At 44.2% G+C, this 17,044-nt stretch carries 13 protein-coding genes, 1 pseudogene and 1 riboswitch; of the genes and pseudogenes, 8 read left to right on the top strand and 6 right to left on the bottom strand.

From position 1 onward, the window contains the following. Nucleotides 1-80 precede the first annotated feature (80 nt). The 4 genes and pseudogenes from WN50_RS28355 to WN50_RS37930 form a co-directional block, all read right to left on the bottom strand. Nucleotides 81-434, bottom strand: coding sequence for a DUF4278 domain-containing protein (locus tag WN50_RS28355; RefSeq protein WP_046281658.1), 354 nt, complete (start codon nt 432-434; stop codon nt 81-83). Between the two features lie 41 nt (nt 435-475). Beyond that, a riboswitch (Glutamine riboswitch) is annotated at nt 476-583 on the bottom strand. Nucleotides 584-1,255: 672 nt separating this feature from the next. Further along, nucleotides 1,256-1,537, bottom strand: a complete 282-nt coding sequence (locus WN50_RS34955; protein ID WP_053221615.1) for a hypothetical protein — start codon at nt 1,535-1,537, stop codon at nt 1,256-1,258. After that, a complete protein-coding gene (locus WN50_RS37935; RefSeq protein ID WP_072075655.1) occupies nt 1,518-1,745 on the bottom strand; it encodes a zinc ribbon domain-containing protein in 228 nt (75 codons plus the stop codon). Before WN50_RS37935 ends, WN50_RS34955 begins: the two co-directional genes overlap by 20 nt. 7 nt (nt 1,746-1,752) lie before the next feature. Continuing rightward, nucleotides 1,753-1,942, bottom strand: a pseudogene (locus tag WN50_RS37930) (RNA-guided endonuclease InsQ/TnpB family protein); the annotation flags it as partial. Between the two features lie 16 nt (nt 1,943-1,958). Between WN50_RS37930 and WN50_RS32945 the strand changes: the two are divergent. After that, nucleotides 1,959-2,078 carry a DNA-3-methyladenine glycosylase gene (locus WN50_RS32945; protein WP_235441164.1) on the top strand — a complete coding sequence of 40 codons (120 nt, stop codon included), beginning with the start codon at nt 1,959-1,961 and terminating at the stop codon, nt 2,076-2,078. Nucleotides 2,079-2,292: 214 nt separating this feature from the next. Beyond that, on the top strand, nt 2,293-5,349 hold the full coding sequence (locus WN50_RS28345; protein WP_063847429.1) for a UPF0182 family protein: 3,057 nt from the start codon (nt 2,293-2,295) through the stop codon (nt 5,347-5,349). 12 nt (nt 5,350-5,361) lie between these two features. On the opposite strand, the gene WN50_RS28340 is transcribed toward WN50_RS28345, so the two are convergent. Continuing rightward, nucleotides 5,362-6,108 (bottom strand): creatininase family protein, encoded by a 747-nt coding sequence (locus WN50_RS28340; RefSeq protein WP_046281657.1) that lies wholly within the window; start codon nt 6,106-6,108, stop codon nt 5,362-5,364. Between the two features lie 242 nt (nt 6,109-6,350). On the opposite strand from WN50_RS28340, the gene WN50_RS34950 reads away from it, so the two are divergent. From WN50_RS34950 to WN50_RS28315, 6 genes are all read left to right on the top strand, one after another. Continuing rightward, nucleotides 6,351-6,512 carry a hypothetical protein gene (locus tag WN50_RS34950; RefSeq protein ID WP_160315455.1) on the top strand — a complete coding sequence of 54 codons (162 nt, stop codon included), beginning with the start codon at nt 6,351-6,353 and terminating at the stop codon, nt 6,510-6,512. An 85-nt stretch (nt 6,513-6,597) separates the two neighbouring features. Beyond that, complete coding sequence (locus WN50_RS28335) at nt 6,598-7,338, top strand: winged helix-turn-helix domain-containing protein (RefSeq protein WP_046281656.1); 741 nt, start codon at nt 6,598-6,600, stop codon at nt 7,336-7,338. A gap of 88 nt (nt 7,339-7,426) precedes the next feature. After that, the gene (locus WN50_RS28330) at nt 7,427-9,082 is read left to right on the top strand and encodes a PhoX family protein (protein WP_046281661.1); all 1,656 of its coding nucleotides are present in this window, start codon (nt 7,427-7,429) and stop codon (nt 9,080-9,082) included. A gap of 598 nt (nt 9,083-9,680) precedes the next feature. After that, nucleotides 9,681-11,495 (top strand): group II intron reverse transcriptase/maturase, encoded by a 1,815-nt coding sequence (gene ltrA, locus WN50_RS28325; RefSeq protein WP_049561485.1) that lies wholly within the window; start codon nt 9,681-9,683, stop codon nt 11,493-11,495. A gap of 9 nt (nt 11,496-11,504) precedes the next feature. Then, nucleotides 11,505-12,095, top strand: a complete 591-nt coding sequence (locus WN50_RS28320) for an alkaline phosphatase PhoX (RefSeq protein WP_046281655.1) — start codon at nt 11,505-11,507, stop codon at nt 12,093-12,095. A gap of 180 nt (nt 12,096-12,275) precedes the next feature. Further along, nucleotides 12,276-14,207 carry an iron uptake porin gene (locus WN50_RS28315; protein ID WP_046281654.1) on the top strand — a complete coding sequence of 644 codons (1,932 nt, stop codon included), beginning with the start codon at nt 12,276-12,278 and terminating at the stop codon, nt 14,205-14,207. A 270-nt stretch (nt 14,208-14,477) separates the two neighbouring features. Here WN50_RS28315 and WN50_RS28310 read toward each other — a convergent pair whose 3' ends face one another. Beyond that, nucleotides 14,478-16,526: a serine/threonine-protein kinase gene (locus tag WN50_RS28310; protein ID WP_082172590.1), complete on the bottom strand. Its 2,049-nt coding sequence runs from the start codon at nt 16,524-16,526 to the stop codon at nt 14,478-14,480. Nucleotides 16,527-17,044 lie beyond the last annotated feature (518 nt).

Raw genomic sequence — 17,044 nt, 5'->3', positions numbered from 1 at the left:
TCTGGGTAATCGTCCACAAAAAAACACCCCACAAGGGGGTGCGTAGTTCTACAACAGAGGTTGATTTCGCAATCCTGCTATTATGCTGGGTTATAGAATCCTGTATCGTTGAGATTCAGTCCGACTTCATCGGCCAGACGGTTCAGCATAGACTGATCCCGTTGAATTTCTGAGCGTTCCCGCTTCAACATCAGAATTCGCGCTTTCTCAGAAATCCTTAAAGGACTGTCTGTACCGCTAACCGCCGAAACGGGATTATTGCTATATTTAACCCCCCGATAGGTGAGATTATAACTGGGTTGTAAAACTGGGGGTTTCTTCAAGTTGCAAAAACGCCAATCTTGTCCCCGATATTTTCCAGCTACTTCTCCAGTTGCAGTGGCAACTTGTGGAGGATTGTATTGATAATCGATACCACGATAGGTTAGTTTCATCTGATCGCCTCTCCTTTTTGATGCGATGGTTGACAAAGTGAGGCGCGTTCCTTCAGGAATGATGATTTCCCTACTTCCGTCTCTCTGATCTCGATGATTTTCCTGACTTTACTGAGATCAGCGTTCTCTAGATCCGAGAGATGAACGTTTTATTTTTTCTTTCTGTATCTATTGTTACGGATTTTCAGAAAAATGTCAAGTGTCTATCACTTTTTTTAGGCAACAGGCAGAAGGCAACAGGCAGAAGGCAGAAGGCAACAGGCAACAGGCAACAGGCAATAGGCAAGAGGGAAGCGGGGGAGCGGGGGGAGCAGGGGAGAAACTGTTTACTGATAACTGATAACTGTCCCCACTGGTCACTGATAACTGATAACTGGTCACTGTTGAGGGCGGGTTTATGTAGGTTCCTTCTGGGAAGACATACATTTTGACCTAACCCGCCCCTACATGATGGGTGACTGTCCCCACTGATAACTGGTCACTGATAACTGGTCACTGTTGAGGGCGGGTTTATGTAGGTTCCTTCTGGGAAGACATACATTTTGACCGAACCCGCCCCTACATCATCGGTGACTGTCCCCACTGATAACTGGTCACTGATAACTGGTCACTGTTGAGGGCGGGTTTATGTAGGTTCCTTCTGGGAAGACATACATTTTGACCGAACCCGCCCCTACATGATGGGTGACTGTCCCCACTGGTCACTGATAACTGATAACTGGTCACTGTTGAGGGCGGGTTTATGTAGGTTCCTTCTGGGAAGACATACATTTTGACCGAACCCGCCCCTACATGATGGGTGACTGTCCCCTAATCACTGTCTAATGGGCGCAACCATTACCATGATAGTCATCGCTATCATAGAACCCGTTTTTCGTTCCGAAGAACAAACAGGAAATGGTAAACAAAACAGTTAATCCAGCTAAAACTAACTTGACATCCATGACTAAACCTCCTGTAATCAATACAATTTTCAATGAGATTGTAGACGCGACTTGGCTATCTCGTCCATCTCCTACCATAGCGTTAGAATTATTGGGCTGTACTGCTTTATAAAACTGATATAACGCGGTATAAACCGTGTTAACGTTTACTTCCTGCATCACCCCGGACTGTCGGCAGCACCCGGTCAGACAGGCAATTCACCAAGAAGCCCTCGGCATAACCTTCTAAATTCAGGCTGGCATTCAAATCACGCTCAACGCTTACACCGCAATTTAAACAGTTAAAAACTCGTTCTTTCAGTGGCATTTCTTGAACGTGACCGCAACTTGAACAGGTCTTAGTTGACGGATAGAATCTATAGCGCAAAAACTACTCGACTAATTGTAACTCGTTTAGTCTGGATTTCGGGAAGGGGTTCGTAAGTGTTAACCCATCCAATGAAAGGAAGTTTTAACCTCCTTCGGTGAAAACCTCATTACTTTGCCACAATTATCTAAAGTAAAGCTATCATTTTTGCCTTTTTTCTTGAACTTCGGGTATTCAGCAAGACCTTTGAAAAAGCGACCTTTTCAACAAGCAGTGAACTCTGGGAAAATAGAGTTTGTACAAACGACTCGGATTGGTATTACCAAAGGCACGGATTTACCTTTGCGATGGTATATTGCAGATTGTCCTGCTGTCTCTAGATTGTCGTTGTAATTTTGCTGAATTGAGTTCACCATAACAGCTTAAAAATTGAACGGAAATCTCCCCCTTTTAAAAAACTTAATATCATTTTTCTAACTTTTACGGTAAAATAAGACATTATGGTAAACTTGAGGCTAACTCTGGCTGTCAGACCCCCTACAATCAAAAGTCGGGCTGCTGAGTGAGCAGAACATCTGGAATTTAGCATTTTACCCCTTGACTCTCAATGGTGAGTAAATCCCCGATTCTCAAAGCAATTCTCATCCTATTTGGATTGTGGCTATTCGCTGATTTAGTCAGTCAGATCCTAGCGGAAGGGTTTTGGTTTGAGGAATTGAACTATTTATCAGTCTATTGGTTGCGCTTAACAACCCAAGCAATGCTTTGGTTCTTCGGCTTGAGTGTAACCGCAGGTTTTCTCCTGGGAAATCAATTCATTGCCAACCGCTACAAATATCCTCCTTCCCCCACCCTAAAGCCTGATAAAATCCCCTTTTTCTCCCTAGAAAAACCGCCCTCTATTCCCGCATTAGAGTTTGGTTGGCTTCTCGGATTTGTGATCAGTTTATGCCTGTTGTTGGCTTTAGTTGTCTTACATTATGGACAAGTATTCAGTCAATATTGGCAACCCGATTTTACTCAACCCCTAGTCGCTCCTCAACTCCCTAATCGCTTTGATGTAGAACCTTTATTGAAGCTTACTCAACAGTTATTTTCTCAGTGGTGGTTATTTGGACTCTTCGCGGGTCTTGTAATATTATTAGTCGTTGAACTTGATTTTACCCTGATCGCGATCGCTGTATTTCTGAGTTTAGGATTTGGTTTGGTTTTATCCAGCCATTGGCCGAATATTCTGCAATATTTTCATCCAACCTCTTTTAATAAAGCTGATGATCTTTTTGGACAAGAAATTAGCTTTTATATCTTCACCTTACCTGCTGCACACCTCCTAGAATTCTGGCTCGTTGGGTTGTGTTTGTGTGGATTAGTCTCTTGTAGTTTAATTTATCTTCACTCTGGAAACAGCATGAGCCAAGGACGTTTTCCTGGTTTTTCCCAACCTCAACAGCGACACTTACACGCCCTGGGTGGAATGTTCATGCTGAGTGTTGCCTTAAAGCATTGGCTATCTCGATATGAACTCCTTTATTCTAGACGAGGTGTGATTTTTGGTGCAGGCTATACCGATATTAATGTACAAGCTCCGGCTGACTTAATGTTATGTATTATCGCCGTGATCATTGCAATTTTTCTATTATGGCAAGCCTTTTTCTCCGTCAAAGCCATTGAACCTTATATTGAAGTGGGTTTAAAGCTATTTAGTTTAAAACTCTTGAAGCGACGTATTCGCCGACGCAAATTTTTTCCGAAGACTCAGACACGATTATTTGCCGATAGCTATTCACTCCGAGCAATTTTAGGATGGTATTTAACCATTGCTTTTATTGCAGGTTGGTTATTACCCCAAACCGTACAACGCTTCATCGTACAACCCAACGAACTAGCACGAGAAGCCCCCTATATTGAACGGAGTATCAGCTACACCCGACAAGCTTTTAACCTCGATGTCATTAACTCAAAAATCTTTCCCCTCGAAGGTGAACTTACTTACAATGACATTCAAAAAAATGATCTCACCATCAAAAATATTCGTCTTTGGGATCAACGTCCCCTTCTACAAACCAACCGCCAGTTACAGCAAATTCGCTTATACTACGAATTTCCAGATGCCAATATTGACCGCTACACCTTACTCAAAGCCCAAGCCGAACAAACCCCAATCGGTCGCACAGAAAAACAACAAGTTTTAATTTCAGCACGGGAGTTAAACTACGATGCCGTACCCGATGAAGCTCAAACTTGGGTGAACAAACATTTAGTTTACACTCATGGTTATGGTTTCACGTTATCTCCTGTCAATACCGTTGGCGAGGGAGGACTTCCAAATTATTTTGTTAGAGATATTGGTGCCGATCCAAAACTTGATCCGCAGAGTACCCTAGCTGTAGATCCACGAATTCAATATAGTATCCCTATCGGAAAACCACGTATTTATTATGGTGAACTCACCGAAACCGATGTGATGACTTCTACCCTAGTTGAGGAGTTAGATTATCCCGTCGGAAATGAGAATATTTATAATACTTACGACGGTCAGGGTGGGATTACAATTGGTCAGGGATGGCGACGGTTACTGTTTGCTAAACATTTGAAAAACTGGCAAATGCTGTTTACCCGAAATTTTTTACCGGATACAAAGTTACTCTTTCGTCGCAACATCAAAGAACGAGTAAAAATGCTAGCGCCTTTTTTGCGCTACGATAGCGATCCCTATTTAGTGGTTGCGGATGCCAATTTTAACGAGTCTCAACCTCAAGAAGAATTAACCCCCCCTAACTATTTGTATTGGATTATTGATGCTTATACAACAAGCGATCGCTATCCCTATTCTGACCCTGGAAACGGTGAATTTAACTATATTCGCAACTCCGTTAAAGTCGTCGTTGATGCTTACAATGGTACGGTTCGCTTTTACTATTTAGATAACCCAGAAGATCCGATTTTAACCACTTGGCGAAAAATATTCCCGGATTTGTTTAAGCCCATTCAACAAATGCCGGGAAGCCTCTATGCACATATTCGCTATCCCTTTGATTTATTCAAAGTTCAATCCGAACAATTATTGACGTATCATATGGATGATGTGCGAGTCTTTTATAATCGAGAAGACCAATGGCGAATTCCCAAAGAAATTTATGCAAATGAAGCGCAATCGGTAGAACCCTACTATCTAATTATGCGGCTTCCTGAAGAAAGCAGTGAAGAATTTATTCTCCTACAACCGTTTACACCTGCTAGTCGAATTAACTTAGTCGCTTGGATGGCAGCTCGCTCCGATATTCAACAATATGGTAAACTATTATTATATCGTTTTCCCAAGCAAGAATTAATTTTCGGCCCCGAACAAGTGGAAGCCTTGATTAATCAAACGCCCGAAATTTCTGAACAAATTTCCCTGTGGAATCGCCAGGGTTCACGAGTCGTACAGGGGAATTTATTAGTCATTCCGATTGAAAGATCATTGCTTTATGTCGAACCGATCTATCTAGAAGCGACTGAAAATAGCCTCCCGACTCTCGCCCGCGTAATTGTTTTTTATAACAATAGAATTGTTATGAGGCCGAGTTTACAACAAGCCTTAGAAGATATTTTTAAGGCGGAACCCGCATCGACTCCAATTAACGTTCCACCTCCCACAGATGTGGATATTCTTGAAAATTAATCTCAACTGTTTTTAAGTCTGATTCAAGAATTCGAGATAGCTCTGACTCAGGTCTTTGACAGCAAGTTCATAGAGTTGTTTTCCATGTTCTGGAGTAGCTAATGCTGGGTTTGATCCCATCCGACCATCGGGATAATGACGGCGAAAATCAGCCGCCCCGTAAATTGGATAACCTTTAGCCACTTCTTCCGATAAGGTCGCCTGTTTGATGGCTTCAGGATAAAGATATTGGGTCACAGCCACTTCACTCGGGGTTGCGTGAGACCCTTCTTGATCGCCGTAAAGTTCCTTGGCGAGTTTGTAAACCGATCTACACATGAACCAATTTCCCACCTGACATTGTACAAGATTCGCGTTGGGGAGTTGCAGGTCCCCAAGATGGGCGTAAGTCTCAGCAAAAGCGGCTTTCAACGTGGCAATATTTCCCCCGTGACCGTTGATGAAGAAAAATTTGTTAAAACCATGTCTCGCCAAAGATGTGATATAATCAGTGATTACGTTAATTAACGTGCTAGGTCGGAAGCTAATAGTCCCAGGAAAAGCCATGTGGTGAAGTGCCATTCCCACATTGAGAGTCGGGCTAACGATAGCATGGGTTGCTTCTGCTGTTCCTCGTGCGATCGCTTCAGCACAAATCGCATCGGTGCCAATCAGTCCAGTCGGCCCATGTTGCTCAGTCGAACCAATGGGGAGAATAATCCCAGTTGAGTGGGATAAATAGGTTTCGACCTCGGGCCAGGTACTTAAATGGAGTAACATTATATGAAGTTAAAGAGGTTAAACAGTGGGCTGTCAATTCAAGTGTTAAGTTCGGTTTACACCAGATGAGTGCAACAGTCAAGTCGGCTGGATTGAACCCCAAGCCCAGCTCAGAACGGTTTAACCCTTGATAATAACTTAACCTAATCATTACCAACAGTTTACCTAACCTTAACCTTCCACCCATACAATCAAAGCTATATCCCCTTTATTAATCCGACCGAGCCTATTTGGAGTAGATAATGTTTAGAAAGCTCGCATCGCACTTAGTAGATGAGCGAGTAAAAGGCTTATGGCTCACTTTTGTGAGTGGGGATTTTCAACCTGTTTTACCCCTGTTCTCTCAATGTGGGCCGATTGATCAATGGCAGCATATCTACGTTGGATGGATTGTCAAGAATTAACTTTCCTTAAAAGTCACTCAGCCTAAAAGTTAAGTCTGATTAAAATGACAATTTCACACCATCCAACCAGTAGGAACTGATATTTATGTTTTCCCCCGACTTAGGCAAGAGTTCTCATCGTTCTGACCTAAGATATACAGGTCAAATCTTGTTACTTGAACATGAAGAACCCTGGCGGGATATCCTGTCTTTAGCCCTCAAAGAACACGGCTATACTGTTGTGATTGCTTTAGACGGACGCGAAGCTCTCCCAGCCGTTCATAGTCCCTCATCTAAGATGAGTGAATTTCCATTCAACCTTTTGATTCTAGATGCTGTCAATGGTCTTGATCTGTGCCGAATGTTACGGCATCAAGGCAACCCCGTCCCCATTTTAATCATTGGAACAAAAGAAACAGCAAATAACTGTGCTTTTTACCTGGAAGCGGGAGCAGATGACTATCTAAGCAAACCATTTGGAATGAGAGAATTTATCGCCAGATGTCGCGCTCTCATGCGTCGTCAACGCTTGTGTCAGCTTCCGGGACCAGTAATGTTGCAATACAAAGATATTATCCTCTATCAAGAAGAATGCCGGGTTGTGGCTCGGGGTGAAGAAGTGAAGCTTTCCCCCAAACAATTCCGCTTGTTAGAACTATTTATGAGTTATCCCCGGCGAGTTTGGTCTCGTGAACAGTTACTCGATTTGATTTGGGGACCTGATTTTATTGGAGATAGCAAAACCGTTGATGTTCATATTCGCTGGTTGCGAGAAAAACTAGAAATTGACCCTAGTAATCCTGAATATATTGTAACCGTGCGCGGCTTTGGATATCGGTTTGGATAGGCTAGAACCTTGAGTGGCAAAAACTCATTGATCGTCGTTAAAATAATCAATGGTTAGATTGCCAGCTTCTACCTTCCTCTAATATTTTATGAGACTCAAACGACGAGAATTTTTGCTATTCCTCGGTGCTAGCTTAACGACAGCTAGCTTGAGTTCTTGTGAAGATAAAAATCTTCCCCTTGACCCCAAATCTTCCCTCAAACCCCCTAAAACTCCCTTGAGTTTTAAACCCGTAAAAGGGCCGATGCCGTTAGCAACAGATTACGCAGAAACTCAAGTTGGAGAATGGGTTCCTATTAGCACAGTTTCAGCTTCAGAACAACAAATTAAAGCCTATAAAACCTATGAAATTGTTGATGATCTCGTTCTTCCCGAAGGGTTTACTTATGACCTAATTGCGGCTTGGGGTGATCCCGTCGGTGATTCTAGGTTTGGCTACAATAATGATTATTTATCCTTCATCGAAACGAGTGAAAATGAAGGATATTTAACCGTCAATTTTGAGTATATTAGTTCCGAAACTTGGGTGCAAACCTACGAAAAAGTAATCGGCAAAACCTTACCGCTTAAAAGCATTGAAGCGGCTCTAAAAGCCGAGAAAAAACCCAAAATAAATGCCTTTGCACTGCCCGCCAATAACCCCGTGCGCCAAGCCATTCGAGAACTATCCGAACAAGGGTTAATCGACATGGGAATCGGTGTCATTTCCATTCGTCGCAACTCAGAAGGCAAATGGGAACGCACCTACTCAGCCGAAGATCGACGGATTACCGGAATTTCGGGTTGGAAAGATCGCCGTTACCTAAAGTCAACGGGGCCAGCCGCGGCCGTATTTCGCAAAAAAGGTAAAGGTTATAATGACCGCTTAGGCGATCGCATTATTGGCAGCTTTGGCAATTGTGCAGGGGGAACCACCCCTTGGGGAACAGTGTTTAGTGCCGAAGAAAACTTTCAAACCCATGTTCCTGAACCCGTCTACCCCGATGGAACGTCTGTTGATCCGAGTAAGAACCCCTTTTCAGGAAATTTAGATGGGTTGGGTAATGTGTTCGGATTAGCGGGAAATAAATATGGTTGGATGGTGGAAGTTGATCCAGCAAATCGTAATGATTATGGGACGAAGCATACCTGGTTAGGTCGTTATCGTCACGAAGCCGTAGGAATTCGGGTAGAAGCGGGTAAACCCTTGGCATTTTATTCGGGCTGCGATCGCCGAGGCGGACACGTTTATAAGTACGTGAGTCAAGATCGCGTTAAAGACCCCAAAGATCAAGCCAATTCTAGCTTACTCGAACAAGGAATGCTCTATGCAGCGAAATTTAATGAAGATGGGACAGGTCGTTGGATTGCTTTAAAAGCGAATACACCCGTTAATCCCGATTTACCCAGTGTTCATGTCGGGGGAAAGATCAGTTTACCCAAACGACCCGAAGGCGGCGCTGTCGTGGCGGTAAAAGATTCCGAAGCGATCGCATTCAAACAGCAGTATAAAACCTTAGCCGATTTATATGAAGGGGAAAATCCCGAAGAAGTTCAGGGTGCCATCTTAATCGATGCTCATTTAGCCGCCAGTGCAGTGGGAGCCACTTGTACAGCCCGTCCCGAAGATACAGACATTGCGCCGGATGGTTCCTTATTTATTGCCTTTACCTCGGGTTCTGGGGATGACAAAACAGGAGGCCCAGACCAACGGGTGTTTAAAAGTCCCACTGGGGAAACCGCCTATGAGTATGGTTGGGTGTGATTCGTTTGGTATAAACCAACACATCTAATGTGTTAGGGGGACTACCAGCAAGGATGTTAATCCTTGACAACTAAGTGTTTATGCAGGTGTAAGTAACATCATTAGGATTGTTACCCAGTCCTGCCCCACAGGTGCAGTGGTGACAGCATCATCCCTTCGGTAGCGACTAGCCATCAATCCGAAAAGCGGGATGAAAAGGAGGTAACTGGTAGCCTAAAACTGGAATCCCTCTGAGCAAAGTACCCATGAGTAACGAAAGTAAAGATGTGTTTAAAACGTCGATAGCTCGAACCAGCTAAATAAGGCTGATAAGCTGGAACCAAAAGGTAAAGGATAGGGAGTTGGCAATCCAGCCGCGACCAACAAGCACTTCCCATAAACCCGGCGTATAAGCATCACTCTAAAGGTACATAAAATATGAACACTTGGAACGAAGTAACCTCTAGTATGCTCTTGTAAGGTCGATTTACAAGTAGGTGCGTTCCCGTATGCTGCTAGTAGGAAAGATGATGTAAAAAGCAAATGCTAGAAGTAATTTTCTAGATAAGCTGACGTACATCCGATGAATTGGAAGATAGAGACTTAAGTAGGAGTACAAATGTCTAAAACCAGTTCAATTAATGACACTAGGGTGGAATGGAATGCGATTAACTGGCGCAAGCTAGAAAAGCGCGTTTATAAGCTCCAAAAACGTATCTATCAAGCCTCTAATCGTGGTGATGTAAAAGCAGTTCGCCGACTCCAAAAAACGCTGATGAGGTCTTGGTCTGCAAGATGTTTAGCGGTGCGTAGAGTTACCCAGGATAACCAGGGGGCAAAAACTGCTGGTGTGGATGGCGTTAAATCGCTGACCCCAAAGCAAAGAATAGCCCTGACTGGAAAACTCAAACTGGGTTCAAAGGTCAGCCCGACCCGGAGAGTCTGGATAGATAAACCGGGGAAGAATGAGAAGCGACCTTTGGGAATACCTACCATGTATGACCGCGCATTGCAATCGCTTGTCAAAATGGCTTTAGAGCCAGAATGGGAAGCGAAATTTGAGCCTAACTCATACGGGTTCAGACCAGGCCGATCATGTCAAGATGCAATCGTAGCAATACATACAGCAATTAACAGAAAGCCCAAATATGTGCTAGATGCTGATATTGCAAAATGCTTCGACTGTATTGACCACAAACGACTCTTATCAAAATTAAATACTTATCCAACCCTACGAAGACAGGTTCGAGCCTGGTTAAAATCGGGTGTCATGGATGGGATAGAGTTGTTCCCTACATCTGAGGGTACGCCACAGGGCGGGGTCATTTCTCCGTTACTGGCTAACATTGCCCTTCACGGTATGGAATATCGGATAAAAGAGTTTGCCAAAACCCTTGACATGAAAAATGATAAGGGCTGTCAAAAAAGTTGGCAAATGAAGGTGCAATCATTGACCCTCATCCGGTACGCTGATGACTTCGTGATTCTCCACGAAGACATAAATGCCGTCCAAAGATGTAAAGAGATAATCTCTGAGTGGTTAAAAGACATGGGTTTGGAACTAAAGCCAAGTAAAACGAGGTTAGCCCACACGCTAAACAATTACGGGCAAGAAGAACCGGGGTTTAATTTTCTCGGTTTCAACATCCGACAGTTTAACGTAGGAAAATATCACTCGAAGCAAGGCTTTAAGACCATCATCACCCCAAGCAAGAAAAGCATAAAGGTACATTACGACCAAATCGCAAAAGTAATAGACTCTCACAAATCGGTCAGTCAGGATGCACTAATAAGACATCTAAACCCAATTATCCGAGGATGGAGTAATTATTATGCGTCACAAGTAAGTAAAGAAGCTTACTCACAATTAGATCACCTCATGTACCAAAAGCTAGAATCTTGGGCGAACCGTCGTCACTCCAACAAAGGGAAAAAATGGGTAGCCAATAAATATTGGCACAGAGTAGGTAACGCCAATTGGGTCTTTTGTTCCATAAAAGATGGAGAAATTACGGCTCAATTACTTAAACATAATGCGACACCAATCGTTCGCCATGTGAAAGTAAAAAGCGATGCTTCACCCTACGACGGTAATCTAATATACTGGAGTTCTCGAATGGGCAAAAATCCAGAAATGCCAACAAAAGTTGCAAGGCTTTTGAGGGTACAAAAAGGGATATGCGCTCACTGTAATTTACACTTCCGAGAGGATGATGTGATGGAAGTAGACCATATCATTCCTAAGTCGAAAGGCGGAAAGGATGAGTATAAAAATCTGCAACTATTACATAGACATTGCCACGATGAAAAGACCCGTTTCGACGGAAGTTTAAGAGGTACTCGTGACAAGAGCCAAGTCATTGAGGAGCCGGATGAGGTGAAAGTCTCACGTCCGGTTCTGAAGACGAGTAGGAAAGGTGACTTTCTTGCTTAGTTTAATATTATGCGCTTGAGTGAACAAGACAATCAACCTGATGCGATGACCTTTAGTTGGCAGATGTTTGCTACGGGGGGGGAAGTCGCCGATGGAGGTTCCGGTTTTGCCAACCCCGATAACCTCCTATTTGATGGGAAGGGAAATGTCTGGATGGTCACAGATATGTCTACCAGTAAACAGAATCAACCCGTACCCTCCAGTCGAGTTGATGAAAAAGGTCAACCTCTGAGTCAAACAGATTTATTAGGGGTGTATGGCAATAATTCGGTTTGGTTTTTACCCACCTCGGGGGAGAATGCGGGAAATGCCTATCTATTTGCGATTGGGCCGATGGAATGTGAGATGACCGGGCCATGTTTGAGTCCGGATCAACAGACCTTGTTTATCGCAGCCCAACACCCTGGAGAAGCCAACGGAATTCGTCAAAACATGGCTTCACAAGAGCGTCAGTTTGCGATGCGAACCACAGACGCTCAGGAGTTTATGCAAACTCGGCTCGTTCCAATTGGTTCAAACTGGCCGAGTAAAACAGCAAACAGTCCACCTTTACCTGGGGTTGTCGCAATTCGTCGCCTCAATTCCAAACAAATTGTGTAGGATGAATGGGGGAACTCAGACTCAAAATGAACCAATGAGATTAAACACACAGAAGTAACTGCCACTGTTAGACCCGCTTGACTGTCAGAAAACTCCTGTTAAGATTGTGATACTATTGGTTCAACTGAGCTGGGGACTCCCTTGCTTTTGGTATTTTAAGTCGGTGTGAGATTTGAGATGATGAACAAAATTCTATGGAACACTCTTAAGCAGAGTCCAGGTATTCTGGGTGCTGCCCTTGTCTTAACTAATGCCGCCCTAGCCACCGAAACCTCATCTATGAGGCTCGGTTCACCCTCTGACTTAGGGAATGAAGCGATTCATTCAGTGGAGTGGCAGCAAACAGAGCATTCAGAATTATCGACTCAGGAACTCAGCGTTTCTGATATTCAATCCTTAGACTATCACGCAAACGCATCTGAAAATCTTGAGGTTGCCACGGCCACAGAAAGCGATCAGGGTGAGGCTCCAGCTCAGACCGCAACTTCAGAAGCGCTTTCCACCCCGGAAACGGCTGAGTTGGAACTGGCTCAAGTTGAAACCGCAGACCCAGCAGCGAGTTCTCAAGTGGGGATCTCAGAGATCGAACAGATGGAACTCTACAGCCAAGAAACAGATGTCATGGATCAGGTGACATCGGTTTCCCAGCTTTCAGACGTACAACCAACAGACTGGGCGTTCCAAGCCCTGCAATCTTTAGTTGAGCGTTACGGTTGTATTGCGGGTTATCCCGATGGAACCTATAAAGGAAACCGGGCGATGACTCGTTACGAGTTTGCGGCTGGTTTAAACGCTTGTTTAGAACGGGTTAACGAGTTGATTGCGGCCTCTACTGCGAATTTGGTCACTCGAGAAGATTTAGCCGTTTTGCAACGCTTACAAGAAGAATTTGCGGCGGAATTGGCAGCTTTACGCGGTCGGGTGTTAGCTTTAGAAGCACGCACGGCTGAATTGGAAGCCAATCAGTTCTCCACAACGACCAAGTTGAGAGGGGAAGTGATCTTCTTCATTGGTGATACCTTCGGCGATCGCTCTGAATATACCGTTGCAGGTGGCCCGAACGTTGATGAAGAAGAAGACCCGACTCAAAGCTATTTCGGTTATCGGGCGCGTTTAAACTTTGATACCAGCTTCACTGGGGAAGATTTACTGCGAACTCGTTTGGAAGCCAGAGACATTCCCAACTTGAGCCGCGAAAACTTAACCAATACGCTGATGAGCCGTTTGGGTACGGATGGCGGAGATGGGGACTTTATCCTCGATGACCTCTACTATCGCTTCCCGATTATGAACGGTAAAGGTCAAGTTTACTTCGGTGCGAAGAGTTTGGACTTAGACGACGTTCAAGATCCTCTTAGCCCCTTCCAGAGTACAGGTGCAGGTGCGGCTTCCCGCTTTGGACGCTATAACCCCACGACCTTCCGGGGAAATGAAGGTACAGGTGCGGCCCTCAAGTATCAGCTTAATGAAAGAATGCGGCTGAACTTGGGTTATCTCGCCAATGATGGGGATTCACCAGATCCGTCTGAAGGTCGAGGTTTATTTAATGGCGGTCACTCGGCTTTCCTGCAATTCGTCTACGAACCCTTGGATAATTTAGCGATCGCTATCGATTACAACCGCCGCTATTTCCGCGAAGATGACGTAAACGTTAGTGGGGGAACCGGAAGTTTCCTCGCCAACCGTCCGTTTGGAGATACCGCCACAACAACCGACAACTTAGGCTTCCAGACCAACTGGAGAATCGCAGATAAGTTTGAGTTAGGCGGTTGGTTGGGTGTGGCTTGGGCTGATGACAAGGCGAGTAGCGGCGACGGTGATGACCTTGATGCGACTATCCTGAACTTCGCCATCACCCTAGCCTTTCCTGACTTATTCCGAGAAGGCAGTTTAGGCGGTATCATCGTGGGTATGCAGCCTAAAGTGGTTTATCACACCCTTGAGCGTTTGGAAGAAGATAAAACAGGAATTCACATCGAAGCGTTTTATCGCTATCAGGTCAATGACTACGTTGCTCTGATTCCTGGTGTTTACATTGTCACAGACCCCGAACATACGGATGAGAACGACACGATGGTCGTGACAACATTCCGGACTCAATTCCGATTCTAAATAGAGAATGCCTAGCCTCACTCAAACCCGTTTAGCGTTGGGGTGAGGCTTAATTATAAAAGTTTAAATTGAGGGGAAATAGGAGAATTATTCGCCTAACTTCCCCTCTTTTTTTATCAAAAATTAAGACAAATATAGCAGTAAGCGAATACATTAGGACATTTCTAAATCCTAAAACCCCTTCACCGTCTACTGATCCGGTGTTCCCTGTTCCCTGTTCCCTAGCGCGAAGCGCTATAGTCAGACTTTCAAAAGCAGGTGGAGTTCCATTTAGTTGTTAACTGGAACTTGCCAAATCTTAATCGTTTTATCTTCACTGCCACTCACTAAAACTTCACCATTAGGACTTAAAGCCAAAGCATTAACCGTTTGTGCATGACCCCAGAGCGTCGCAATCGGTTTTCCCGTTTTTAGATCCCAAATCATAATCCGATCGCTACCACTCATTAAAGTCTGACCATCTGGACTAATCACCATCGATTTCACTGCACCCCCATCACCGGAAAACAACCGTTCTTGATCACCCGTATTCGGATTCCACAAGCGGGTTGTACCATCATCACTGACACTCCCTAAACTTTGACCATCGGTCGTATAAGCAATCGTATTGATTGCCCCTGCATGACCAGAAATCGTTAATTTTCGAGTCCCTTGAGTCAAAGTCCACAGTTTAATGGTTCTGTCCGTGCCTCCACTGGCTAAGGTTTGACCATCTGGACTGAAGGCAATCGTATTGACCGGGCCATCATGAGCTGAGATCGTTAATATCCGTACCCCTGTGTTGAGATCCCACAACCGAATGGTCTGATCATCACTTCCACTGGCGAGAGTACGACCATCTGGGCTAAATTCGAGGGCATTGACGCTGGCTGTATGACCTTCAATCGTCCGCAGGCGAATTCCTTGTTTGAGATCCCACATCCGAATGGTTTTGTCGTTACTTCCACTCGCTAAAGTTTCACCATCAGGACTAATTGCCAGAGTTTTAACCCAACTTGAATGGGCGGCAATTGTATGCCGCAATTCCCCCGTTTTTAAATTCCAAATCGTTATATTTCCAAAACTTCCCGCCACGAGTGTTTGACCGTCTGGACTAATCACCACAGTATAAACTTGACCGACAGCACTTTTGTATCCCTGTAGCCACAAACTGCTCGGTATACTTTTAAGAATCAAAATCGGATTAGCCGGAATGAATCCGTAGCGTAAATAACCGTCAATTTGAGTGTACAACACTCCTCCAATTAACAAAACAGTTCCCATCATCCAGAGGAACTTAAACGGAAAATTAAATTGAAAAGGACGGGATAAAGGAACCGATATTTTTGTTGTTCTCTGTTTTTTCTGAGGAACGGGCTTAGGTGGCGGCTCAGGTTTCGGTTTCGGGGGTTCAGGTTTCGATTCTTTTTGTTGAGTCAGATCGATTTCTTTGAGACACTTCAAAACCATTTGAGGACTTTGAGGCCGATTTCCCGGAAACGGTGCCATCAAATAATCCAAAACATCTGCTAATTGTTGAGAAATATTCGGGGCCCCTTTTCGCCAGAGTAATTTTCCTGTTCTAGGGTTTTCTGGATAAGCTGTTGGCGGTTTACCTGTTAAAAGATAAATAAACGTTCGTCCTAAAGCAAAAAAATCAGACTGAGGAACGGCTTTCCCGTTGGTTTGTTCAGGTGGAGTATAGCCTGGAGAAACAATACCTGTAACGTTTTGTCCTCCCTCCACCTTGGCAATAAAAGTATCTGTAACTTCCCGAGCTGTACCAAAGTCAATTAAGACTAATTGCCCATCAGGTTTTCGCATAATATTCTGCGGTTTAATATCCCGATGGAAATAGTTTAAGCTATGAACTTTATCTAAAATTTCTGCAAGCTGTTTTAACCATTCAATCGCTTGTTCTTGAGAAATCGGCTCTTTCTTGCGACCTTTCATCCAGTCTTGCAAATTAGAGCCTTCTATTTTTTCCATCACCAGACAATGAATCGGTTCTTTGCCTCCTTTTGGCATAAAGGTAAAATAACCATCCTTTTCAACCATCGGAATACCGGGATGTCTAAGCTGGCTCAAAACTTTGGCTTCTTGCTTAAATAAAGCCACAGCCTTTGGATGCTCTTTGAGCAAAACTTTTAAAACTTTCTCAGTACGTGTATGGTCATCGGTAATTTCAAAGGTTTTACCAAATCCACCACCACCTAGCTGTCTGCTAACACGATACCGACCTTGGAGTAACAAATCTGAACCGCACTGACAACAAACACGTCGATTAGCATTCGACGGATCAGTCGGACTTGGACAGTTGGGATTAAGGCAATAACTCACAGAAACCAGAACCCGGATCTAGGTTGCCAGATTAACTCCACTATAACTTAGCGGACTACCATCTGTCTGAGAAATTCTTGCCTGTAGGAAGTCTCAGCTTCAGAAGGTCAAAAGAGGGGGTCAAAAGTCAAAAACCGGGGTATAGCCACAAGCAATAGATTGATCGAGGGGGTTGGGGTGCTTGTTGAAAAGACCTTTGTTGCTCTTGTCATTGATTGACATACTCCCCATTTCTAAAGAAAGGGGATTCTCCAAGCCTCACGGCTTTGGATTACTGATTCATTGACAACCCTTAAAGCCAACTGGTTTCCCAATCAACTCCAGAGGGGTGAGTCTCCCCAGTCGTTCATCTCATTTCAGAGATAGTTTCGGTATGCCCTACCGTACTTGAGAAAAAAATGCTTGATTCTCTGTACTTGGTGCTTTAAGGTTTTATATGGCCAAAGCATTCCTGGCAAGAACCCCGTACCTTAAGTTTTCAAGGTTCATTGCATCGATTAGATGCTGGGTTTTTCAAC

The sequence above is a fragment of the Limnoraphis robusta CS-951 genome (assembly GCF_000972705.2).
This window is presented reverse-complemented; position numbering and strand designations above follow the sequence as displayed.